Origin of the sequence: Novosphingobium sp., assembly GCF_965214355.1 — a bacterium.
Taxonomy (GTDB): domain Bacteria; phylum Pseudomonadota; class Alphaproteobacteria; order Sphingomonadales; family Sphingomonadaceae; genus Novosphingobium.
In genome coordinates this window covers 2527989-2551054 of record NZ_CBDCBI010000002.1, presented here as the reverse complement: position 1 = coordinate 2551054, position 23066 = coordinate 2527989, and the positions used below count along the sequence as shown (strand labels likewise).

The following is a 23066-nucleotide window of genomic DNA, read 5'->3' as shown; positions in this document are numbered from 1 at the left end:
ATGACCAAGGTCCTCGTTTGGGTCGAACACGATGGCGCGTCGGTGAAGGACGCGACGCTGTCGGCGGTGACGGCTGCGGCGCAGCTGGGTGATGTGGTTGCGCTGGTCGCGGGCTCTGGCGTCGATGCCGTTGCGGCAGAGGCTGCGCAGATCGAAGGCGTGAGCAAAGTGCTCAAGGCCGATGATGCGATCTATGCCCATGCGCTGGCGGAAAACGTCGCGCCGCTGATCGCCGGGCTGCTGGGCGAATACGATGTGTTCGTCGCGCCTGCCACCACGACGGGCAAGAATGTCGCGCCGCGCGTGGCTGCGCTGGTCGATGTGGCGCAAGTGTCGGACATCCTGTCGGTCGAAGGGCCAAAGACGTTCACGCGGCCGATCTACGCCGGCAATGCGATTGCCACCGTGGAATCGACCGATGCCAAGCTGGTGATCACCGTGCGCGGCACCGCGTTTGCCAAGGCCAATGCGACGGGCGGCAATGCGCCGGTCGAAGCGGTTGCGGCCGGGACCGATGCGGGGCTGTCGACGTATGTCGGCGCGGAAATCGCCAAGCTGGAACGGCCCGAACTGACCAGCGCCAAGATCATCGTGTCGGGCGGGCGTGCGCTGAAAGACGCCGCGACGTTTGCCGCGACGATCACGCCGCTGGCCGACAAGCTGGGCGCGGCGATCGGCGCGAGCCGGGCGGCGGTCGATGCGGGGTATGTGCCCAACGATTACCAGGTGGGGCAGACGGGCAAGATCGTGGCGCCGGCGATCTACATCGCGGTCGGCATCTCGGGCGCGATCCAGCATCTGGCGGGCATGAAAGACAGCAAGACGATCATCGCGATCAACAAGGACGAAGACGCGCCGATCTTTCAGGTCGCGGACCTTGGCCTGGTCGCGGACATCTTCACCGCCGTGCCCGAACTGGTGAGCAAGCTGTAACCAATCCTCCCCGGAACGGGGAGGGGGACCACGCGAAGCCGTGGTGGAGGGGCCGGGCGGCCGGACGCACCGTCGCAGCGGCGCGCTGCTACGCTGGCGGGGTGGGCGCGACTTACATGCGTTGGCACCATGAGGCACCGCCCCTCCACCACGCTGCGCGCGGTCCCCCTCCCCCAAGGGGGCGGATTCACGCCAGCAGCGCGAATGCTCTGGCCTCTTCCATCGGCACGCTCAGCCAGAACCCCTGGCCCATTTCGCAGCCCAGCGCGGTCAGCGCGGCCTGCTGTTCGGCCGTTTCGATGCCTTCGGCGACCACGCGCAACCCCAGGTTGATGGCCAGGTCCAGGATAGTGTGCACGATCTTCAGGCTCTTTGGCTGATCCATCACCGCAACGAACGCACGGTCGATCTTGATGATGTCGAACGGCAGCGAATGCAGGTACGATAGCGACGAATACCCGGTGCCGAAATCATCGAGCGCGACGCGCACGCCGATATCACGGCATTCCTCGAGCACGCGGCGGGTGCGGTCGGCGTCGAGCACCGCGACGCCCTCGGTCACTTCCAGTTTCAGGCATCGCGCCGGCACCCCGGTTTCCATCACCACGGTGCGCAGATACGGCACGAAATCGGGCTGCAGGAATTGTTGCGGGGCGATGTTCACCGAAACGAACGGGGGATCGATCTTGCCCCAGGTCATTCGCGCATGGAGCCGGGCGATCGCGTGACACGCCTCGCGCAGCACCCAGTCGCCGATGAATACGATCAGCCCGGTTCCCTCGGCGGTCGGGATGAAATCGCCGGGCGGTACCAGCCCGCGCTGCGGATGCTGCCACCGCACGAGCGCTTCGAACCCCTTGATCAGGCCACTCTTCAGATCGACGATCGACTGATAATGCAGCACGAACTGGTTTTCGGTGATCGCGCCGCGCAAATCGCGTTCCAGTGCCATCCGCTGGCGCACCACGGTGCCCATCGTTTCGGTAAACGTCACCGTCATCGCGCGGCCCGCTGCCTTGGCCTCGTACATCGCCAGGTCCGCATCGCGCTGGACGGCGTCGTAATCGCCATAGGTCGGGTTGCTTTGCGCAATGCCGATCGACGCGCCGATCGCCACTTCGTCGCGGCCGATCGAAAACGGCAGCGCGAGTTCGGCCTGCAGCGCCTCGGCCACGGCGCGGGGCAGCGCGTCGTCGGTGACGTTTTCCAGCAGCACGACAAATTCATCGCCGCCGGTGCGTGCAAGCGTTGCGCGCGTGCGACGCGCGCGTTCGAGCCCGGCGTAACGTTCGCTACCCAGCGCGCGGCTGACGCTTTCGCCGCCGACGGTTCCATCGATGGCATCGCGCAGCCGCGCCGCGGTCGCGACCAGCAGCACATCGCCTGCATCGTGGCCCAATTTGTCGTTGACCGCCTTGAACCCGTCGAGATCGATCACCAGCACGGCCAATCCGCAGCGGTCGGGACCGAGCCGCTTGAACGCGCTGCTCGCGCGCTCGTGCAACAGCACGCGGTTGGGCAATGTCGTCAGCGGATCGTGCTGCGCATCGCGCAGCAGCGTTTCGCGGGCGGTCTCGCGTTCGGCGACACGGCCCAGCTGGATGCCGATCTGCGCCAGGATCTCGATCAGCGGCTCGCTTGCCTCGACCGCCTTGCGCGAAAAGAATTCGCATATCGCCACGACTTCGCCGCGCGCCATCACCGGAAACGCGCATCCGGCGACGATGTGGCAGGCGATTGCGACCTCGCGCCGTGCAAAATTCTCGTCGGCGCGCACATCGGGTATCCAGTGCGCCTGCGGATTGGCGAGCACGCGCCCGGGCAGGCCGACGCCGCGCTGGAACGTGGTCGTGCGCGACGCGTGGATGAACGGCATCATGTGCGACGGATTGGCGACATGCCAGCAGTCGCACGGAACCGCCTCCATCATCGAAAACACGAGATAGGCGTTCGCGAAATCCCAGCCCATTTCTGCGCAGATTTCGGCCTGGGCAAAAGCCACTGCATCGGTCAGCGTGTCGCTGTCGTTGGCGCGATCGGTGATCCGCTGCAGCAACGCGAGCGACCGCTTGCTTTCGTACAGCGCGCGCAGACCGGCTTCGGCAATGGCTTCTGCCGCCTGGCGCGCCTTGCGCTCGCGCGCGAGCTGGCGCTCCAGCTGGCCTAGCCGGGCGTCGACCGGCAGCGGCATATCGATCGGTACGGATTTCAATGCGGCCACCGCACCACGATCCGGCACAGCGGCGCCCCCGAATGCATGCACGCCACATGCTCGATCATGACGATTTCGCCGAAATGATCGGACGCACCTTCGACAAAGCCTTCCACCAGCGGGGATAGTCGGCGCGGCGACTGATACCCGATCATCACCGTGCCATCAGCGCGATCGGTGAAATGAAAATGCGGACAGGCCGCGCCTGTGTATAGCACGCGCACTTCGGGATGGATGATGGCATTGACGCTGGAAACAAAGGCGCGCGCATTGGCATGGGGCGCAAACAGGTGCGCGAAACGCACCGACAGCAGCGGCATGGCGCTGCGCCCGAACCAGCGCAGCACTTGCGCCGCAGTCAGGCCCAGCGCCGCCGCGCCGGTATCGACCAGCGCCAGCAATTCGGCATCGGGATACGAACCCAGCGACGTATAGGCGCCGCCGACGTCGGCCGCATCGACCAGATCGGCCCAGGCAATCGCGCCGTGAGCCGAAGTCACCACCTCTTCCAGCAAGTTGAAAATGATACCCTTCATCGGGTACGGTCATGCCGGCAACGTGGTCGAAAGCGGCTTAACGCGGCAGGGCGGATAATTGCGGAGTGGGCGGGGGAAATGCTTTAACCCCCCCCCGGTTCGTGACGAACGTGCGTGGAGAACCACGCGGGACCTTCACCCCCCGGTCACGCCCAGGACGGCAAGCGTCAACGCCTCGATGCCGGTGCGGATCGCGATCGTGTGATCGGGGGCGAACAACGGCGAATGGTTTACCGGCAGCGGCTTGCCCTCGGCCTTGTACCTGTCGATCGTCGCCTGGGTGTCGCCGCCGATCGACATGTAGACAGAGTGCGTCATGCCGGCGGTGACGAATTCTGAATAATCCTCGCTCGCCGTCCAGCCGGGCGCGGCCACCGGCACCAGCATGACCTTGTCTGCGCCAAGGCCGGCGACCAGACGCGCGGCCGTTGCGGCGGCGAGCGCGGGGTCGTTGATCACCGGGCTGGCAGTAAACGTGTGGCGGATTTCGGGCGCGGGGGCGCGGGCCATTTCGGCTTCGGCGCGGGCGGTGCGCTCGACGCCCTCGTTGATCACCTTGCGCACATCGGGATCGTACGAGCGCAAGGTCAGTTGCAGGTCGGCATGATCGGAAATGATGTTCGACACCGCCCCGGCGTGGAACGCGCCCACGGTGACCACGCCGAATTTCCAAGGGTCTTTCTCGCGCGCGATCACGCTTTGCACATCGGTGACGAAATGCGCGCCCTCGACGATCGGATCGATGCTGCGATCGGGCATCGACCCGTGCGCGCCCACGCCGATGAAGCGGATATTGATCGTATCGACCGCCGATGTCGTCGGACCCTGCTTGACATGGACAGTGCCGGCCAGGCTGGGATCGACATGCGCGGCAAAGCCATAGTCGGGCCTGGGAAACCGCGTGAACAGCCCATCGGCGAGCATCGCCTTGGCGCCCGAGACCATTTCTTCTGCCGGTTGCGCGATGAACACCAGCGTGCCGTGCCAGCGGTCCTTCATCGCCAGCAGGGCCTCGGCGGTGCCGATCCACCAAGCCATATGGTTGTCATGGCCGCAGGCGTGCGCGACGAATGTCTGCGTGCCGTCGGCGCCGGTCTGCTGCGCGCGGCTGGCATAGGCAAGGCCGGTTTTTTCCTCGATCGGCAGCCCGTCGATCTCGGTGCGCACCAGCACGACAGGCCCCTCGCCATTCTTCAGCACGGCGACGACCCCGGTGCGCCCGACATGTTCGGTGACGGCAAAGCCAAGCTTGCGCATCCGCGCCGCGAGCAGCGCCGATGTACGATTTTCCTGAAAGCCCAGTTCGGGATGGCTGTGCAGATCGATGTACAGCGCGTCGAGATCGGACCAGTTGCGGTCGATCACCGCATCGATCGCGGTCTTTTCCGATCCCGGGCCGGCGGCAGGGGGTGGCGCCGGAGCGGCAGCATGCGCAGCAGACGTGACGATCGGGAACAGCGCGGCGGCGGCCAGCAACAGGCTCTTGGGCATCGGGCAACCTTTTTGGCGAAGAGATACCGGCGCAAAGTGCCGGTCCCGGCGTGCGGCGTCAACAGTTGGCGCAGTGCGGTCGCAGCTTCCCGAACCGGTGCACCAGCGCCGACTTGTAACCAGAATGATGTCGAATTGCAGCTTGTGTAATAATTATACAACACGCGCAAAATGGCCAAATTCCGTGATTTTGATGCAAAAGCTCGATCACGCACGACCCCTATACGCCGTTACGCGCATATCCCGGTACGGTTCGTGATGACTAGCCACACAGCATGATCCGAAAGCGTCCGGGGGGACGCACGGATTTGGTCCGGCACGGCCGGACCCAGCGAACAAGACAATGAGGGAAACTGCATGAAGAAATTTCTGATCAGCACGTCGGCACTCGCCCTGGTGGCTCCATTTGCTGCGCATGCTCAGGACGCACCAGCGCCTGCCACAGATGTCCCCGCCGCGGCGGACATCATCGTCACCGGTACGCGTACCACCGGCACGCGCGCCGCCGACAGCGCCGCTCCGATCCAGCTAGTGGGCACGGCGGCTATTCAGAACACCGGGCAGCAGGATCTGACGCAGGTCCTCGCCCAGGCGCTACCTTCGTTGAATTTCAACGCTTTCGGCGGCGATACCGCCAACCTCACCTTGTCTGCCGCCTTGCGCGGGGTCAGCCCGAACGACACGCTGATCCTGATCAACGGTAAGCGTCGGCATACCACGGCAAACCTGGCTGTGCTCGGCGGCAGCCCCTATTCGGGCAGCGCAACGACCGATCTGTCGTTTGTGCCGGTCGGCGAAATCCAGCACATCGAAGTGCTGACCGACGGCGCATCGGCCCAATACGGTTCGGACGCCATCGCCGGCGTGATCAACATCATCACCAAAAGCGCCGACCATGGCGGTTCGCTCAGCGCGACGGGTGGCCAGGATTACGAGCATGGCGGCAAGACGGCATCGGCCAGCGCCAATTTCGGCTTCAAACTGGGCGAAAATGGTTTCTTCAACGTCACCGGTGAATACAAATTCCACGACTTCACCCAGCATGGCGGGTGCGACCGCCGGTATTTCGACACCAATTGCAACATCATTGCCACCAATCCGGTGATTGTTTCCGGCCTCAAGGCCAATCCGTTTTTCCCGCGGGTCAACACCATCAACGGTGACGCCCGCTATTCGCTGTACAACCTGACGTTCAATGCAGGCTACGACATTGCGCCCGAGGCGCATCTCTATGCCTTTGGCAGTTATGGCAATCGTAACGCCCGGTCGTACGAGAATTATCGCAATCCGACAAAGATTGCGGGCACACCCCAGGGCAGTGAGACGGTCGTCTATCCCCTGCCGCTCGGTTTCCAACCGCTGGAAAGCATTCGCGAGGAAGATTTCTCGTTGACTGCGGGCATGAAGGGCGAAATCGCCAAGTGGACCTACGACCTGTCGGCAACTTATGGTCGCGATTCGGTCAATCTGGCCACGCTCAATTCGGCAAACCCCGGTATCTTTGCCCAGGAACAGTCGGCAAGCACGACGCCGCTGACCGGCCTGCAACGCAATTTCTTCGACGGTTCGCTGGCAAACAGCGAGTGGGCGGGCAATTTCGACCTCACCCGTCAATTCGACCTCGGCTTGGCCAAGCCGCTGACACTGGCGCTCGGTGCCGAAGGGCGCAAGGATCAGTATTCGATCGGTCAGGGCGAATACACGTCGTATATTCTGGGCGGCGCGCAATCCTATCCCGGCTTTGCGCCGACCGATGCCGGCGGCTACAGCCGCACGGCCTATGCCGGATATATCGATGTTTCGGTCGATCCGATCGCGGGCCTGCATATTGACGGCGCCGGCCGGTACGAACATTTCTCCGACTTTGGCGGCGTCACCACGGGCAAGTTCAATGCGCGCTATGACTTCGCGCCCGAATTCGCCATTCGCGGCACCATCTCCAACGGTTTCCGCGCGCCGACGCTGGCTGAAGAATACTACTCGTCGGTCAACGTTGGCCCCGGCACCACGTTCGGCCAGTTGCCGCCGAATTCGTCCGCCGCCCAGTTGCTCGGTTTTCCCAAGCTCAAGCCGGAAAAATCGACCAACTTCTCGGCGGGTTTTGTCGCTCACCCCGTGCCGAAGTTGCAGATCACGGTTGATGCCTACCAGATCAAGATCCGCAACCGCATCGTTGCGTCAGGCAACCTTTACGGGTTCAACTCCGGCTATACGACCGCAATGGGCAATGCGAACGGTCACATCGTTTCGCAGGCGGTGCAGAACGCGTTGATTTCGCGCGGCGTTTCGCTGGCCGATGCAACCAGCTATTCGGGCATCAACATCTTCTCCAACGGTGCCGATACGCGCACCCGCGGCATCGAAGGCACCGCAAGCTATGCCAGCGATTTCGGTTCGGCCGGCAAAGTCGACTGGTCGCTGGGCGCAAACTACAACGAGACCAAGATCACCAGCATCGTCGGCCTGCCAGCATCGGTCTACAATTCCGACGCCGGCCAGACCGAACTGCTGACCACCAATGCGATCGATGGCCTCACCACCGCAACGCCGCGCGTGAAAGTCATTGCCAACGCCTTGTGGACGTATGGCCGTCTGTCTGTGAACTTGCGCGAAACGGTCTATGGCACGACCAGCCAGCATCTTAGCCCCGACGGATCGGGCGAGGGCGCGAATGCCGAACTGGTGAGAATCGGTACGACCGCCATTACCGATCTGGATGTCGGCTACAAGCTGACGCCGCGGTTCCGGATCGATGTGGGCGCGAACAACCTGTTCGACAAGCAGGCGCCAACGCTGCCGATCTCGCCGGGCGGCGGGCGTCCGCTGAACGGCAACGTCTATCATGCGCCGGTTTCGTTCACGCCGTGGGGAATCAACGGCGGGTATTATTACGCCAAGATCGCCTATACGTTCTGATCCGTGGATCGGGGAGAGGTACCGGTTTCGGCCGCAAGCCGCGCCTTGATCGCAAACAATGGGGCCGGGCCGGGAGTTTGATCCCGGCCCGGCTTTTCCTTTGGCGTAACCGCGGTCTATGAGCCTGGTGATGAGTGATCCGTTTGAAACGGCGGCCGCGATGCTGGCCACCGATCCTGCGCTGGCGGAACGAACCGCGCGTACGCTTGTGGCCCGCGCGCCGGCCGATCCGCGTCCGCGCCTGATCCTGGCTTCGGCGTTGCGGCGGCTCGGCCGGATCGACGAAGCCGTGCCGTTGCTGCTCGATCTGGCAAAAGCCTGGCCGAGTGCCGCGCGCACCCGGTATGAACTGGGGGCGTGCCTGCTGGTCCTGCACCGGGCCGATGACGCCGCGGTGCAGTTGGACGCCGCAGTCGGCCTCGATCCCACGCTGGAAGATGCCTGGCGCGCGATCGAAGCGCTTGCCTTTGCCCGGGGGGACACAGCGCAGGAGAGCAGAGCGCAGGCGGCGCTCGCACGGATTGGCCAGACCGATCCGGCCTTGGGACAGGCGGCGGAATGGATTGTGCTGGGTCAGCACGACCGGGCCGAAGCGTTTCTCAAACCGATCTGCCAAAGCCGGCCGCGCGATACCGAGGCGTTGCGCCTGTTGTCATGCTGCTACATCGTCGCCAGTGCGTTCGATGAAGCCGAAGTGCTGTTGCGCCACGCGCTGGAGATCCGGCCCGATTTTGCCCTGGCGCGGTTCGATCTGGCGCGTGCGCTGTTTCTGCGCCGCAATGGCCAGGCTGCGCTCGCCGAACTGTCGCCATTGCTGGCGTGCGACCCCGATAGTCCGGCCTACCGCAATCTGCAGGCGGCCTGTCTCGGTCTGCTTGGCGATGACCATGGCGCAGAGGCGATACAATCGGGCCTCGCCGATCAGTTTCCCGACAATCCAAGCATCGCGATCAATCATGGCCACGCCTTGCGCACAGCCGGCATGCGCGACGCGGCGATCCGTGCCTATCGTCGTGCGCTGACTTTGCGGCCCGCCACGGGCGAGGCGTGGTGGAGCCTGGCCAACCTCAAAGTGGGCGCGCTTACCCAAGCCGACGAGGCTGTGATGCGCGGGCTCCTGGCCCGGCCGCTGCCCGCGCAAGATCGGCTGCATGTCGCCTATGCGGCGGGTCGCTGTGCCGAAGATGCGGGCGATATCGATGCCGCGTTCGCACTGTATCAGCTTGGCGCCGGTCTGGTGCGGCAGCATCAGCAGGTGCCTTTGCCGGACTGGACTGCGGAACTCGCGGACAATCGCGCGGTGTTTACCCCCGCCTTCATGGCCGAACGGGCCGACTGGGGCGATCCCGATCCCGCGCCGATCTTCGTGGTCGGCTTGCCGCGATCGGGATCGACGCTGCTCGAACAGATTTTGGCGAGCCATCCCGCGATCGAGGGAACGATGGAATTGCCGTTCATTCCCGCGCTCGCCGAAACGATCACACGCGCTGGCGGGCTTGCCGCGCTGGCCGACACGCCTGCGGCCACATTGCACGAATGGGGCGCGCAATATCTGGCGCATACCGTGATCCACCGCCGACTTGGACGAGCGCGATTCATCGACAAGATGCCCAACAATTTCCGGCATATCGGGCTTATCCGCCTGATCCTGCCGCATGCGCGGATCATCGATGCGCGGCGGTATCCGATGGCATCGGGCTTTTCCTGCTTCAAGCAACTGTTCGCCCAGGGCCAGGATTTCACTTATGATCTGGGTAGCCTGGCCGCGTATTATCGGCATTACCTGGCGATGATGCGGCATTTTCGCGGGCTGGCGCCTGTCAATGTCCGTACGGTGATCTACGAGGATCTGGTCGATGATACCGAGGGGCAAGTGCGCGCCTTGCTCGATTGGCTGGGTCTGGCCTTCGATCCGGCGACATTGCGGTTTTTCGAAAACGATCGCGCCGTACGCACCGTCAGCTCGGAACAGGTGCGCCAGCCGATCTATCGCAGCGGGCTGGACCAATGGCGCGCGTTCGAGGCGCATCTGGCGCCTTTGGCCGCAGGGCTGGGCGATGCCTTGGATACCTGGCGCGCATAGTTCAGATATACGGTGCGACCATGGCCGTGAGCGGCAGGCGCGCCTTCATTTTTACCGCGAGCAGGACCGTCCCGCTGACCTTGCGTTGCACGAACAGCGCTTCGGCGGGCGGAATGTGCCAGTTCGCACGGTCGGCGGCGATCTGCGGAATCTCGGCGCGGATCTGTTCGACGAAGCTGCGATCGGCAAAGTCGAATTCGTCGGCAACGGCATCGGGCCGGGATATCTGCGCCAGCACGACGGTGATGATGCGATCGAGCGCATCGCCGTGGTGCTCGAATTGCGCGGCCGACACAAACCCGACCTCGATCAGGGCCTGGCGTATACCCGCATGGTCGCCGCGAAACGCCGCAGACAGCAGCGCATGATAGCCGCTGGTGACGTCGGGCGGGACCGCGCGCGCCGCGCCGAAATCGAGCACCACGATCTTGCCTGTTGCCGCCTGCCAGCGGAAATTGGCGAAATTGGGGTCGGTCTGCATAAAGCCGAATTCGAACAGTTCGCGCAGCACCAGCGCGAGCAGCGCCTGCATCGCGCGATTGCGCACGTCATCAGGCGCGCTCTCCAGGCTCTCGATCGGCGATGCGGTAATGAAATCCATCGCCAGCACCTGGCTGTCGGTCAGGTCCATGAGCGGGCGCGGCACGACGAACATCGGATCGTCGGCAAGCAAATCGGCGTAGCGCGTCATCTGTGCCGCCTCGCGCAGATAATCCGCTTCTTCATGCAGCTGGCGCTTCGCCTCGGTCAGCAAGGGCTCGATCGCAAGGCCTGCGGGCAGCAGGCCGGACACTTTGAGCAACGTTGCCACATTGTCGACATCGGCATCGATGCTGTTTGCGATGCCGGGATATTGCACCTTGATCGCCACCACACGGCCATCGGGCAGCTCGGCGCGGTGTACCTGGCCGATCGATGCGGCGGCGACCGGCCGCGCGTCGAACCGGCGGAATTGCCGCCGCCAGTTTGCGCCCCATGACACCGCCAGCACTTTTTCGAGCTGCGCCGGCGGCATGATCGAGCCGGCATCGCGCAGGCGCGCCAGGATCTGAGTCAATTCGGGCGGCAACATGTCGCCCGCGTCGAGCGAGATCATCTGCCCCAGCTTCATTGCGGCCCCGCGCAGCCGCGACAGTTGATCGGTCACGCGCACGGCATTGGCCGGCGTCAGCAACAGGTCGGACATCTGCGGCCGCTCGCCCCGCGCCAGCCGCCGTGCGCCTTCGGCCACGACATTGCCCGCGACACCTGCCGCCAGTTGGCCGAATACGCCGAGCCGTGCCAACCGGCCGGAGGGAACCTTGCGTGCGTCGGAAGTCATGGCAGGGGCTCTCCAGGTGGGGGCAATACGGACAGGCCCGCAACGCCGAGCAGTTGCGGTATGGTCTTGCGCAGCGCATAATAGCCGCGCGTCGCATGCGGCCATGCCGCAGCGTCCCATGCGCGAAGGTGTTCGGCAAGCCCGATGCCTGCCGCATCGAGCGCCGTGCGCGCCCGGTCCAAAGCGTCCAGTCCCGGGCCGACCGCAACCCGGCTGGTTACAACCTGCGCGGCGCCGATCTCCTGCGCCAGCGCGGCGATCGCGCCAGCATCGGGTATGCGGAACGCCGCGACATTCCAGTGCCCCGCCGCGCGGGCCAGCGCATCGTCGAGGGCCGCCCGGTCGGCGCGGGCACCACCGCCGGCCGGATCGCCGCTTGCATCAACGATCACCACGGCGCGGACCATCAGCGATGCCAGTGCCGGCTCGGTTTCGAGCGCGCAATCGTCCGGGGTTATCCACAGCAGGGTCGGCGCATCGGGCGCAGGCTCGACCACGTCGCGCGGCGGTATCGCGGCAGGCGGCAGGGGTTCATCGGGAATGGCTGCCTTGGTGGCGAGGCCCACCGGGGCAAACCGGCCGCCGGTCACTTGCGCGATCAGTGCGGCATCGGCGAGATAAGCTTTTCCCCGGGTGTGCAGTCCCGCAACCCAGCGCCATGACAGCGTGTTCGAAGCAGGGTCCGCGTCGATCAACCGCACAAACATGGCGCGCGCGCCGAGCTCCCATGGCAGCCCGAGCGTGAAGATCCAGATCGAGGCGAACTGCATCCGTGCCCAGTTGTGCAGGTATCCGGTCTGCTCAAGCTCGCCCATCCAGTGATCGAAACAGTCGATGCCGGTCTGCCCGCATAGTGCAGCAGCGTGGCGCTTTGCCAGCGCGTCATCGCGCAGCAGCTGCGAATCAAGAGCGGCCAATGCGCGCAGCATCGCATGCCAGGTGTCCGGCCGCGCCTCCAGCCAGCCTTTGAAATAGGTGCGCCAGAACACTTCGTTGACGAAGGCGGCAGCATCATGGCCATGTTGCGCCAGCACCGGGGTCAGCACGTCGATCTCGGTCACGCTGCGCCGGCGCAGCGCCGCCGAAAGGCGCGACACGCTGTCGTGTTGGCCCGTGCCGTGATCGGCGTTGCGGCCCTTGGCATACGCCGCACCGGCCAGCGGCACGAACGCGTTCAGCCGCGCCAGCGCCGCGTCGCGGGTGACGGGATGATCGGCGACGTCGGCACGGGACGGATCGGTCAATTGGGAACAAAGCCTTGCGAGAATGGCAGGAACCCCCGACGCGGGCCAGATCATAGGGGGGAGGAGGTGACCCACGCCGGGAGAAGTGGTCTAACTGGCATACTGACCGGCCGACCGACGTTGCGTATCTGGGGATGGCCCCATGCTGGCTCAACCTGACAAAGGGGGCATATTCCCCGAGCAGGAACCGGTCGCTTCGTTCATCTTCGCGTAAGGCTGGCAGTGTTGCCAAAGCGCCCGGAGATCGTGTTTCCGACAGAAAGATGGCGCCGGAACGCCGTTTCGCGATTGCCGCCGAGCGGTCTGCGGTATAGGCCCCGGTTCTCGGACCGGCTCGCACCACCTGACACGCAATCGTCATATTTAATTGCGATGGCGGGCGCGAAGACGCCGGTTCCGGTATTGTTCAATCAGGTTCAGGGGACCGACAATGACACGCGCTGCCAACCCTGCAACTTGTGAGTGCGACAGTTGCGGCGCAGTGCACCTGATCGCCGCGCCGGCTACGGCATAACCCGGCTCCTGGGCGCGCTGGCATTGCTGGCCGCGCCGACCCTGGCGCATGGCGAAGCGCCTGCCGCCGACAGTTCGCCTGCACCCGACCAGAATTTCGCGATCCACGGCCAGACGACTTTCACCGTGCAGGCCACGCCCGGCTTCAATGCGCCGTATGCAGGCACCAACAGCCTTGCGCCGCATCAGGGCCAGGAAACCTGGGATGTGACGCTCTATGCCGGGGTGCGTCCCTGGCATGGCGCCGAAATCTGGATCAATCCCGAAATCGACCAGGGCTTCGGCCTGTCCAACACATTGGGCGTCGCCGGGTTTCCCAGCGCCGAAGCGTACAAGGTCGGCAAGAAGGAGCCGTATTTCAAATTGCCGCGGCTGTTTCTTCGCCAGACGATAAACCTGGGCGGAGACAACGCCAAAATCGATGCCGCGGCCAATGCGCTGCGCGGCAGTCAGACCGCAAACCGGCTGGTGCTGACGGTCGGCAAATTCGGCGTGACCGATGTGTTCGACACCAACACCTATGCGCATGACGCGCGGGGCGATTTCCTCAATTGGTCGATGATCGATGCCGGCGCGTTCGATTATGCGGCCAATGCCTGGGGGTTTACGTTCGGCGGTGCGGCTGAACTGTATCAGGGCGCGTGGACATTGCGCGCCGGGCTGTTCGATCTGTCCAAGGTACCGAACCAGCCGTCGCTGGAAGTCGGATTCCAGCAGTACCAGGTTGTCGGCGAAGTCGAGCATCGCCACACCATTGCCGGGCATGGCGGCGCGATCCGGCTTGCCGGGTGGTTTACGCGCGGCAATCTGGCGCGCTTGCGCGATCTGATTGCGGCCTACAACGCGACCGGCGTCATGCCCGACAACGCGGCCTATCGCCGCAACACCGATCATTACGGCGGCACTATCAATGCCGAGCAGGAACTGACGTCGTCGCTCGGCGTGTTCCTGCGCGCATCGGCGTCCGACGGCGTGACCGAGGCCGACGATTTTACCGATATCGACCGCAGCGTCTCGACCGGCGCGACGTTGACCGGGCAGGGCTGGGGCCGCGCGTCGGACAAGATCGGGCTGGCCGGCGTCGTCAACGGCATATCGAGGACGCACCAGATATTCTTTGACGATGGCGGGCTGGGAACGCTGGTGGGTGATGGCCGGCTGCCGCATCCGGGCGACGAATGGATCGCGGAAGCCTGGTACAGCTTTGCCGTGATCAAGGCCGTGAACGTCACGGCAGACTATCAGTTCATTGCCAATCCAGGCTACAATCGCGACCGGGGGCCGGTGCATGTGTTCGGCCTGCGCTTGCACGCCGCGATCTGATTGCAATCATGGTCCCGATCACGCATCCCTCCGGCCTGGCAGAATTCGCCTTCGATGCGGGCGCACTGCTGACAACGCTGATCTGCCTGTTCACCGCGTTCGTGCTGGGCACGGCGGTCGGGCTGGAGCGGCAATGGCGCCAGCGCAGCGCGGGCCTGCGCACCAATGTGCTGGTCGCGGTCGGCGCGGCGGCATTTGTCGATCTGGGCCTGCGCAGCGCGGGCGCCGATGGCGGCGTGCGCGTGATCAGCTATGTCGTATCGGGCATCGGGTTCCTGGGCGCGGGCGTCATCATGAAGGACGGGCCGCAAGTGCGCGGGCTCAACACCGCGGCAACGCTGTGGGCGTCTGCCGCGGTTGGCGCGTTTGCCGGCGCGCGGCGCCCGGCCGAGGCCGCGCTGGTCACGGTGTTCGTGCTGGCGGGCAACACGCTGCTGCGGCCGCTGGTAGAATTCATCGACCGCCGCCCGGTTTCGCACAATGATACCGAGGCGCTGTACCGCGTGCATCTGACCATGCCGCCCGAACGCGTCGCCCATGGTCGCGATCTGCTGTTCGAAGAGCTGGAAAACATGCATTACCCGATCCGCCAGATCGAGACTCTGGCGCAGACCGACGATACGGTCGAATTGGCCGCCGTGCTGGTGCCGTCGCGTGCCAGCGAAGCCGATCTCGACGCGATTACCGACCACCTTTCCCGCCATGGTGACGTCATTTCCGCCACCTGGACAGTCAGTACAACGAGTTAGGGACCCGATGAGCCCCCAGGATCGCTTCATGGCCCGGCCACTGCCTGCGTTTTCGCGGATGCTGCGGCTGACCCGGCCCAGCCGCGAGGATGCGATTGCGTTCGTCATCCTGGCGGGTCTCAGCGTCGTGTTCTTTCATGCCGCACAAGGCACGATTGCGCCGCTGTCGACGCTGCAACTGGCGCCGGTGACGCTCGATCCTGTGTATCTGCCGTATTATGCGCTGCGCACGGTGATGCGCATGTTTGCCGCGCTGTTCGCCTCGACGGTGTTTACGCTGGTGGTGGCAACGCTCGCCGCGCGCAGCAGGCGGGCCGGGCAACTGATCGTGCCGGCGCTCGACATCCTGCAGTCGGTGCCGATCCTGGGGTTCCTGACCTTTACCATCACCGGCTTCATGGGGCTGTTCCCCGGCAGCGTGCTCGGCGTGGAATGCGCGTCGATCTTCGCCATCTTCACCAGCCAGGCGTGGAACATGGCGTTCAGTTTCTATCAGTCGCTACGCTCGATCCCCAGCGATCTGGAAGAGGCGACGATGATCTATCGCCTGTCGCCGATCCGCCGATTCCTGAAACTCGACCTGCCGTTCGGCACGCCCGCGCTGGTGTGGAATGCGATGATGTCGATGTCGGGCGGCTGGTTCTTTGTCGTTGCGTCCGAAGCGATGACCGTGGGCAATACCAAAGTCACGTTGCCCGGAATCGGCTCGTATCTCGATCTGGCGATCGCGCATCAGGATTTTCATGCGGTGGCCTGGGCCGTGGGCATGATGGGTCTGGTGATCGTTGCATATGATCAGCTGTTTTTCCGCCCAATCGTGGCGTGGGCCGACCGCTTCCGCTTCGAAATGACCGCCTCGGCCGAGCGGCCGCAGTCATGGGTGTTCGATATCCTGCGCAAGACGCGGTTGCTGCCGGTGGTGCTGTCGCCGCTGGGCGCGATCGGCCGGATGCTGCTGGCGTTCGAGCCGCGCGTGCAACAGCGCCGGCTGATGGACAGGCGCGCGGCGTCTGCAGCGGTGGAATGGGCGTGGAAAGCGGCTGTGGCGATTGCGGTACTTGCCGCGCTGGTGCTGACCGGGCGCTATGTCATGCGCTATCTGGTGCTGCACGATGCGCTGGTCGCGGTCGGCTATGCCTGCCTGACGATGATCCGCGTGATCGTGCTGATCGTGCTGGCCAGCGCGATCTGGGTGCCGATCGGCGTGTGGATCGGCCTGCGCCCGGCGTGGGCCGAGCGGTTGCAGCCGCTGGCGCAGTTCCTGGCGGCGTTTCCGGCCAACGTGCTGTTTCCGTTCGTCGTGATCGCGCTGGTGCGATGGCACCTGCCGCCCGATATCTGGCTGTCGCCGCTGATGATCCTGGGCACGCAGTGGTATATCCTGTTCAACGTGATTGCGGGCGCCAGCGCCATTCCGACAGACTTGCGCGAAGCGGCTGACATGTTCCATGTGCGCGGCTGGCAATGGTGGCGACAGGTCGCGATCCCCGGGATTTTCCCGTATTACATCACCGGCGCGCTGACCGCGAGCGGCGGATCGTGGAATGCCTCGATCCTGGCCGAACTCGTCACCTGGGGCAATCACCGGCTGGTCGCGCATGGCCTGGGCAGCTATATTGCCGAGGCGACGGCGGCGGGCGATTATGCCCGTGTCGCGCTGGGTGTCGGTGTGATGAGTGTGTTCGTGCTCGGTTTCAATCGCCTGGTGTGGCGCCCCCTTTATGCATATGGCGAACGCCGTATGCGCCTGACCTGAGGAATTACCCATGGCCACTGCTGCAATCGCTGCAAAGCCCCTGCTGGTCGAAGTCAAAGGCCTGCGCCATTTCTATTCGGGTCAGGACCACCTGGTGCTCGACGATGTCAATCTCGAGCTGACGCATGGCGAAATCGTCGGCCTGCTCGGCCGGTCGGGGTCGGGCAAATCGACGCTGCTGCGTTCGATCGCCGGGCTGATCCGCCCGAGCGAAGGCATATCGCGGCTGGTGCCCGCCGCCGATGTACCAAATCCATCGGTGGCCATGGTGTTTCAGACATTCGCGCTGTTTCCATGGCTGACCGTGCTCGAAAACGTGGAACTCGGGCTGGAGGCGCAGAAAGTGCCGACGGCGCAGGCACGCAAGCGCGCACTGGCCGCGATCGATCTTATCGGGCTCGACGGGTTTGAAAACGCGTACCCGAAGGAACTGTCGGGCGGTATGCGGCAGCGCGTGGGCCTGGCGCGCGCGCTGGTCGTCGATCCGTCGCTGCTGCTGATGGACGAGCCGTTTTCGGCGCTCGACGTGCTGACCGCCGAAACGCTGCGCACCGATCTGCTCGATCTATGGGCCGAAGGCAAAGTGCCGATCAAATCGATCCTCATCGTCACGCACAATATCGAGGAAGCGGTGCTGATGTGCGACCGCATCCTGGTGTTTTCGAGCAACCCGGGGCGTGTGGTCAGCGAGATCAAGGTCGACCTGCCGCAACCGCGTGACCGGCTCGATCCGGCGTTCCGCACGCTGGTCGACGACATCTATGCGCGCATGACCGCGCGCACCGAAATCACCGCGCCGATGCGCGATGGCCAGCCGCAGGCGACCAGCATTGCAATGGTGCTGCCGCGCGTGTCGACCAATTCGCTCGCCGGGTTGATCGAGGAAGTGGACGGGACGCCCTTCGAGGGCCGGGCCAGCATGTCCGAACTGGCGGATTCGCTGCAACTCGAAGCCGACGAATTGTTCCCGATCGCCGAAACGCTGCAACTGCTGCGCTTTGCCGAATTGCAGGGCCCCGAACTTGTGCTGACGCCGGCCGCGCGCCGCTACGCCCAGGGCGACGTCGATCAGCGCAAGGCGCTGTTTGCGCAGGCATTGATCCAGCATGTGCCGCTAGTCCAGCACATCCGCCGCGTCCTCGACGAACGCGCGAGCCACGAAGCCCCCGCGCGCCGCTTCCGCGACGAGCTGGAAGACTACATGAGCGAGGATTATGCCGAGGAAACGCTGAAGAACGTCACGCTATGGGGCCGTTATGCGGAGATTTTCTCGTATGACGAAGAAGCCGATCGCTTCAGCCTCGAAGACGAACACAACTAGGACGAGGCAAAGCCCCTCCCCTTCAGGGGAGGGGTTGGGGTGGGGCCCCTCGGCTATATCCCGCGATACGGTCCGGGCCGGTATTGTGCCTCCCGCTCAACCTTGGTCATTGCAATACCGACCTCACCCCACACGTCATCCCGGACTTGATCCGGGATTGTGCCTCCTTGTGCGCAACGGCTCGTGATGTACCGAGCTTGGCATCGCGAGAGACATACGGAACGCCTTCAGCATCGGCCAGCGCATCAAAGAAGCCTTGCCCCGGATCAAGTCCGGGGCGACGTGGGTGGGGTATGCGCCTGTCGACAAGCGTTGACGAGTGGGGGCCCTCGGCTATATCCCGCGATACGGTCCGGGCCGGTATTGTGCCTCCCGGTCAACCTTGGTCATTGCAATACCGACCTCACCCCACACGTCATCCCGGACTTGATCCGGGATTGTGCCTCCTTGTGCGCAACGGCTCGTGATGTCCCGAGCTTGCGGCATCGCGAGAGGCATACGGAACGCTTTCATCATCGGCCAGCGCATCAAAGAAGCCTTGCCCCGGATCAAGTCCGGGGCGACGTTGGTGGGGTCTGCGCCTGTCAACAAGCGTTGACGAGTGGGGAGAGCCCCCACCCCCAGCCCCTCCCCTGACGGGGAGGGGGCCAAGGTCAGCCCATTAGCCGATAGCCGACGCCCGGTTCGTTGCGCAGCAGCGCCGGGCTGGCCGGATCCACCTCCAGCTTGCGTCGGATGCCGCGCGCGGCGACGCGCAAGTATTCGACGTCGTGCTCGTGGCCCGGGCCCCAGACGGCGCGCAACAGGTGCGCATGGGTGATCACGCGGCCGGCATGTTTCGCCAGTTCGGCCAGCATACCGTATTCCTTGGGCGTCAGATGCACCTCTTCACCGCCGCGCCGGACTATTCGCGCGGCAAGGTCGATCTCGACATCGCCCAGCGTGATTTTTGCAACGCGGGTTTCCGCAGCAAGGCGGTGGCGCAGGGCGGTGCGCAGCCGGGCGTGCAATTCCTCGCTGTCGAACGGCTTGATCACATAGTCATCGGCGCCGAGGTCGAGCGCGGCGACTTTCTGATCGGTGGCGTCGCGCGCAGAAACCACGATCAGCGCCGGAATCAGTCCGGTTCGGGCCTGCTTGATCAGCGGCACGAGCTCCAGGCCGTCGCGATCGGGCAACCCGAGATCGAGCAGCACCGCATCGGGCTTGTCGATCGCCAGCGACGCCAGCGCGGCGCGGCCGTCGGCGGCCTCGATCACGCGATAGCCGGTGCGGGTCAGCGCGGCGTTCAGCAGTTTGCGGATGGCCGCGTCATCCTCGACCACCAATACGCACAGCGGTTTCATGATGCGGCCTCTTCGATATGGCTCAGATGCGCTTCGTCGAACCGTATCGTAAAACAGGCCCCTTTCGCATCCGTACGATTGGCGGCCGACACCGTCAGGCCCATCGCGGTGCAAAATCCGCGCACAATCGCCAGGCCCAGCCCGGTGCCGCCCTTGCGGTCGGACCCTTCGATCCGCGCAAAGGTTTCGAAAATGCGGTCTTCCTCGCCCGGGGGCAGACCCGGACCCTGGTCCATCACCATCAGCGTCATGTAGCCTGGCTCGCGACGCGCCGCGATCGTGATCGGGGTTCCCGGATCGCCATGGGTGGCGGCATTGCTGATCAGATTGACCAGGCATTGCTGAAACAGCTGCGCATCGACCAGCACGAACGGCAGGTCCGGCGACACATCCATGCGGATCGGATTGGCCGTCAGCCGGGTGCGCAGATCGTGGACCGCGCCGGCGATGGCATCGGCCAGATCGACTGGTTCGCTGCCGCGCGACAGCACCCCGGCCTCGATCCGCGCCATGTCGAGCAGGTTTGCGACGAACCCGCGCAAGCGTTCGGCCTCTGCGCGCGCGGTGCCAAGCTGGTCGGCCTGTTCGTCGTTGGCAGGGCGGATCGCATCGAGATTGCCGATGATCGCCGTCAAGGGCGTACGCAGATCGTGACTGACCGATGAAAGCAAAGCGGTACGCAACCGGTCCTGTTCGCGCAATTTGGCAACGCCGGCCATTTCACCTTCCAGCGCGATGCGCTCGAACGCCAGCCCGACCTGGTCGAGCAGGCTGGACAACAGCGGCAACTGCCCGACGCGCAGCGGCCTGCCGGTGTCGTCGCGCGCAATCCCGAGCACGCCGAGCACGCGCCCGCCCACGCCGATCGGATTGAACAGCCATTCGCACGCGGTCAGTGTATCCGATCCGCGCCCCGCACGGCGGTTGTTATCATAAGCCCAGCGCGCGGCGGCGCGGTCGAGCGTTTCCAGCCGGTCTTCGGGCGGATTGGCGGCGCGCACCTCAAGGTCGCCGGCAAAGTCGCCCGCACTGGGCAGCAGCAGCATCGCGCGCACATCGAGCAGGCGCGCAACTTCGGCGCACAGCACCTGGGCCAGTTCGGTTTCGCTGCTGATGCCGGTCAATTGCCGGGCAAATCCGGCAATTGCGCCGTTCTGCGCCGCGCTGTTGCGCGCCAGCAGCGCGTGATCGCGCACGCGCGAGGCCATCTGGCTGACCAGTACGGCAATCCCGAGCAGCACCATGACCGTGATCAGGTTTTGCGGATCGGCGATCGAAAAGGTCAGCAGCGGGGGAATGAAAAAGAAATTGTACGCCAGCGATGAGGCAAGCCCGGTGATGATCCCGGTGCGCAGTCCGAACCGCGTCGCCGCGACCAGAACGGGCAGCAGATATAGCAGCGCGATATTGGTCACGCTGCCGATGCCGGCGATCGACACTCCCAGCAGCGTTACCAGCGCCACCAGCCCGAGCGAGATGACATGGCCGATCGGCGTGCCCCAGCGGCCGGGCCCGGTCTGCTGCCCGATCACGCTGGTGCGGGGGCGCTTGCGCTCGGCGGTTTCGCCGAGCGTCAGGACATGGACGGCCACGCCCGACGCACGCCGCACCATATTGTCGACGACCGAGCCGTGGCGCCACTCGTGCCAGCGCGAGCGGGTGGCCTTGCCCAGGATCAGCTGCGTCGCACGCGTTTCATCGAGGAATGCAAGCAGCCCGGTCACGATGTTTTCGGCAGGGATCGTTGCGGTTTCGCCGCCCAGATGCTGGACCAGTTCGATCGTGGTGCCCAATTGTCCGCGGTCGGCATCGGACAGGCCCAGGTCGCGCGTGGTCTCGACATGCAGCGCGGTCCACGGCGCGCCCAGCGCGTCGGCCATGCGCTTGGCCGACCGCACCAGCCCGGTCGCGCCGGGGTGTTCCGAAATCGCCACCACCAGCCGTTCGCCCGCAGCCCATTTGCCCGCCAGCGCGTGGGCGCGGACATGGTCGAGCATTTGCGCATCGATTGCCTGCGCCGCGCGGCGCAGCGCCAGTTCGCGCAACGCCGACAGGTTCGACTTGGAAAAGAAATGCGCAAGCGCCCGGCTGGCCTCCTCGGGCACATAGACTTTGCCCTCGCGCAGCCGCTCGATCAACTCGTCGGGCGGCAGATCGACGATTTCGAGCTCGGCCTGTTCGAGCACGCGGTCGGGCAGGGTTTCGCGCACGCGGACGCGGGTAAACGAAGCGACGACGTCGTTCAGGCTCTCGATATGCTGGATGTTCAGCGTCGAATAGACATCGATCCCGGCGTCGAGGATTTCCTCGATGTCCTGATACCGCTTGTCGTGGCGGCTGCCGGTGGCGTTGGTATGCGCCAGTTCGTCGATCAGCACGAGCGCGGGTGCGCGCGCGATCACCGCGTCGATGTCCAGCTCGTCGAGCAGGCGGCCGTGGTGTTCGATCATCTTGCGCGGGACGATCTCGAACCCGGCGGTGCGCGCAATCGTGTCGATGCGGCCGTGGGTTTCGGCAAGGCCGATCACGACATCGATCCCGGCGTTGCGCCGCGCCGCGCCATCGTCGAGCATTTCGCAGGTCTTGCCCACGCCCGGCGCCGCGCCGAGAAAGACTTTCAGCCGGCCGCGCGGATTGGGTTTGCCGCTTCCCGATCCTGCGCCCTTGCCAAGCGCCAGCGTGCGCATCAGGGCATCGGGATCGGGGCGCTGCGGTTCGGTCATCGCGGGCGTTGTGCGCCAGTTCCGGCCTGTTTGTCGAGGACGAGGTTGAGGCGCAGCACATTGACGCGCGGCTCGCCGATGAACCCGAGCAGCGGCATCTCGACCGCATTGTCGATCAGCGCGAGGACTTTGGCGGGCGCGATATGGCGCGCGGCGGCGACACGCGCGGCTTGCCATTCGGCCGCCTCGGGGCTGATATCGGGATCGAGGCCCGATGCCGATGTCGTCAGCATGTCGATCGGCGCACCCGGGTTGGCTTTGGCATCGGCGGCCACGCGGTCGATCAGCGTCCTTGACGTCGGGCCCAGGTTCGATCCGCTCGATTGCGTGGCGTCATAGCCTTTGCCTGCAGCCGAAGGCCGGCCGTGGAACCAGGTATCGCCGGTAAAGTTCTGCCCGATCAATGCGGAGCCGGCCACGCGATAATCCATTGGATTGCTGCGCGAGACCAGCGAACCATTGGCCTGATACGGCATCGCGATCTGCGCAATTCCGGTTATCGCGGCAGGATAGGCCAGGCCGGTGAGCGCGAACATCAGCCCGGTGAGGACAAGGGCGGGGCGGGCGGCTTGCGTGAGGTCGGTGAGCATCGGGGGTTT

15 protein-coding genes are annotated in these 23066 nt (G+C 64.8%); 7 read left to right on the top strand and 8 right to left on the bottom strand.

Annotated elements, in window-relative coordinates; all coding sequences use genetic code 11:
• On the top strand, positions 1-933 hold the full coding sequence (locus ACOOE2_RS11925) for an electron transfer flavoprotein subunit alpha/FixB family protein (RefSeq protein ID WP_420383219.1): 933 nt from the start codon (positions 1-3) through the stop codon (positions 931-933).
• Positions 934-1120: 187 nt separating this feature from the next.
• Here ACOOE2_RS11925 and ACOOE2_RS11920 read toward each other — a convergent pair whose 3' ends face one another.
• The 3 genes from ACOOE2_RS11920 to ACOOE2_RS11910 form a co-directional block, all read right to left on the bottom strand.
• On the bottom strand, positions 1121-3154 hold the full coding sequence (locus ACOOE2_RS11920) for a putative bifunctional diguanylate cyclase/phosphodiesterase (RefSeq protein ID WP_420383218.1): 2034 nt from the start codon (positions 3152-3154) through the stop codon (positions 1121-1123).
• On the bottom strand, positions 3142-3681 hold the full coding sequence (locus tag ACOOE2_RS11915) for a heme NO-binding domain-containing protein (RefSeq protein ID WP_420383217.1): 540 nt from the start codon (positions 3679-3681) through the stop codon (positions 3142-3144). Before ACOOE2_RS11915 ends, ACOOE2_RS11920 begins: the two co-directional genes overlap by 13 nt.
• Before the next feature lie 135 nt (positions 3682-3816).
• Positions 3817-5172, bottom strand: a complete 1356-nt coding sequence (locus ACOOE2_RS11910; protein ID WP_420383216.1) for an amidohydrolase — start codon at positions 5170-5172, stop codon at positions 3817-3819.
• A gap of 357 nt (positions 5173-5529) precedes the next feature.
• Here ACOOE2_RS11910 and ACOOE2_RS11905 point away from each other — a divergent pair, with 357 nt between their 5' ends.
• Positions 5530-8088, top strand: a complete 2559-nt coding sequence (locus ACOOE2_RS11905; RefSeq protein WP_420383215.1) for a TonB-dependent receptor plug domain-containing protein — start codon at positions 5530-5532, stop codon at positions 8086-8088.
• A 130-nt stretch (positions 8089-8218) separates the two neighbouring features.
• Entirely contained in the window at positions 8219-10171 is a 1953-nt protein-coding gene (locus tag ACOOE2_RS11900; protein ID WP_420383214.1) for a sulfotransferase, read from the top strand.
• 1 nt (position 10172) lies between these two features.
• Here ACOOE2_RS11900 and ACOOE2_RS11895 read toward each other — a convergent pair whose 3' ends face one another.
• Together ACOOE2_RS11895 and ACOOE2_RS11890 are read right to left on the bottom strand one after the other, a co-directional pair.
• Entirely contained in the window at positions 10173-11492 is a 1320-nt protein-coding gene (locus ACOOE2_RS11895) for an ABC1 kinase family protein (RefSeq protein ID WP_420383213.1), read from the bottom strand.
• A complete protein-coding gene (locus ACOOE2_RS11890) occupies positions 11489-12736 on the bottom strand; it encodes an FAD-binding domain-containing protein (RefSeq protein ID WP_420383212.1) in 1248 nt (415 codons plus the stop codon). The genes ACOOE2_RS11895 and ACOOE2_RS11890 overlap by 4 nt, the downstream gene beginning before the upstream one ends.
• Positions 12737-13207: 471 nt before the next feature.
• Between ACOOE2_RS11890 and ACOOE2_RS11885 the strand changes: the two genes are divergently transcribed.
• The 4 genes from ACOOE2_RS11885 to ACOOE2_RS11870 are packed head-to-tail and all read left to right on the top strand — an operon-like array spanning position 13208 to position 18398.
• On the top strand, positions 13208-14572 hold the full coding sequence (locus ACOOE2_RS11885; RefSeq protein WP_420383211.1) for a carbohydrate porin: 1365 nt from the start codon (positions 13208-13210) through the stop codon (positions 14570-14572).
• Positions 14573-14580: 8 nt separating this feature from the next.
• Positions 14581-15321: an MgtC/SapB family protein gene (locus tag ACOOE2_RS11880; RefSeq protein WP_420383210.1), complete on the top strand. Its 741-nt coding sequence runs from the start codon at positions 14581-14583 to the stop codon at positions 15319-15321.
• 28 nt (positions 15322-15349) lie between these two features.
• Positions 15350-17077: an ABC transporter permease gene (locus ACOOE2_RS11875; protein ID WP_420383209.1), complete on the top strand. Its 1728-nt coding sequence runs from the start codon at positions 15350-15352 to the stop codon at positions 17075-17077.
• A gap of 10 nt (positions 17078-17087) precedes the next feature.
• Entirely contained in the window at positions 17088-18398 is a 1311-nt protein-coding gene (locus ACOOE2_RS11870) for an AAA-associated domain-containing protein (protein WP_420383208.1), read from the top strand.
• Between the two features lie 653 nt (positions 18399-19051).
• Here ACOOE2_RS11870 and ACOOE2_RS11865 read toward each other — a convergent pair.
• From ACOOE2_RS11865 to kdpC, 3 genes are read right to left on the bottom strand one after another with little or no spacing between them, the layout of a single operon-like run.
• Positions 19052-19744, bottom strand: a complete 693-nt coding sequence (locus tag ACOOE2_RS11865; protein WP_420383207.1) for a response regulator — start codon at positions 19742-19744, stop codon at positions 19052-19054.
• Entirely contained in the window at positions 19741-22467 is a 2727-nt protein-coding gene (locus ACOOE2_RS11860; protein WP_420383206.1) for a DUF4118 domain-containing protein, read from the bottom strand. The genes ACOOE2_RS11865 and ACOOE2_RS11860 overlap by 4 nt, the downstream gene beginning before the upstream one ends.
• Positions 22464-23057: a potassium-transporting ATPase subunit KdpC gene (gene kdpC / locus ACOOE2_RS11855; RefSeq protein ID WP_420383205.1), complete on the bottom strand. Its 594-nt coding sequence runs from the start codon at positions 23055-23057 to the stop codon at positions 22464-22466. The genes ACOOE2_RS11860 and kdpC overlap by 4 nt, the downstream gene beginning before the upstream one ends.
• Positions 23058-23066 lie beyond the last annotated feature (9 nt).

Bases quoted from the DNA above. Each gene is read 5' to 3' on its own strand.
- ACOOE2_RS11910 (WP_420383216.1), bottom strand. From the start codon at position 5,172: ATGCCCAAGAGCCTGTTGCTGGCCGCCGCCGCGCTGTTCCCGATCGTC.
- ACOOE2_RS11880 (WP_420383210.1), top strand. From the start codon at position 14,581: ATGGTCCCGATCACGCATCCCTCCGGCCTGGCAGAATTCGCCTTCGAT.
- ACOOE2_RS11925 (WP_420383219.1), top strand. From the start codon at position 1: ATGACCAAGGTCCTCGTTTGGGTCGAACACGATGGCGCGTCGGTGAAG.
- ACOOE2_RS11905 (WP_420383215.1), top strand. From the start codon at position 5,530: ATGAAGAAATTTCTGATCAGCACGTCGGCACTCGCCCTGGTGGCTCCA.
- ACOOE2_RS11870 (WP_420383208.1), top strand. From the start codon at position 17,088: ATGGCCACTGCTGCAATCGCTGCAAAGCCCCTGCTGGTCGAAGTCAAA.
- kdpC (WP_420383205.1), bottom strand. From the start codon at position 23,057: ATGCTCACCGACCTCACGCAAGCCGCCCGCCCCGCCCTTGTCCTCACC.
- ACOOE2_RS11860 (WP_420383206.1), bottom strand. From the start codon at position 22,467: ATGACCGAACCGCAGCGCCCCGATCCCGATGCCCTGATGCGCACGCTG.
- ACOOE2_RS11865 (WP_420383207.1), bottom strand. From the start codon at position 19,744: ATGAAACCGCTGTGCGTATTGGTGGTCGAGGATGACGCGGCCATCCGC.
- ACOOE2_RS11900 (WP_420383214.1), top strand. From the start codon at position 8,219: ATGAGTGATCCGTTTGAAACGGCGGCCGCGATGCTGGCCACCGATCCT.
- ACOOE2_RS11875 (WP_420383209.1), top strand. From the start codon at position 15,350: ATGGCCCGGCCACTGCCTGCGTTTTCGCGGATGCTGCGGCTGACCCGG.
- ACOOE2_RS11915 (WP_420383217.1), bottom strand. From the start codon at position 3,681: ATGAAGGGTATCATTTTCAACTTGCTGGAAGAGGTGGTGACTTCGGCT.
- ACOOE2_RS11895 (WP_420383213.1), bottom strand. From the start codon at position 11,492: ATGACTTCCGACGCACGCAAGGTTCCCTCCGGCCGGTTGGCACGGCTC.